Raw genomic sequence first — 351 nt, forward strand, 5'->3', positions numbered from 1 at the left:
AGCCCGCACTCTTCGCCGTGCAAACCAGCCTCGCCCACCTCTGGCAGACCCACGGCATCCAACCCCACGCCGTCCTCGGCCACTCCCAGGGCGAAATAGCCGCCGCCTACACAGCCGGCGCCCTCACCCTCGACGACGCCGCCAAAACCGTCGCCCTCCGCAGCAGAACCCTCACCCAACTCGCCGGCACCGGCGCCATGGCCAGCATCCCCCTCAACAGCACCCGGACGACCGAACTCATCACCGGCTACGACGACCTGCACATCGCCGCATACAACGGACCCACCACCACCGTCATCGCCGGAAACCCCGACCAACTCGACCACCTACTGAGAGCCGGCCCCCAGCAAC

1 protein-coding gene is annotated in these 351 nt (G+C 68.1%); it reads left to right on the forward strand.

Annotation, left to right across the window (positions count from 1 at the left end):
- Positions 1-17 precede the first annotated feature (17 nt).
- Positions 18-351: acyltransferase domain-containing protein (locus tag IE99_RS29940; RefSeq protein ID WP_245623382.1), on the forward strand; the 334-nt coding region annotated here is incomplete at its 3' end.

The sequence above is a fragment of the Spirillospora albida genome (assembly GCF_000718255.1).
GTDB lineage: Bacteria > Actinomycetota > Actinomycetes > Streptosporangiales > Streptosporangiaceae > Spirillospora > Spirillospora albida.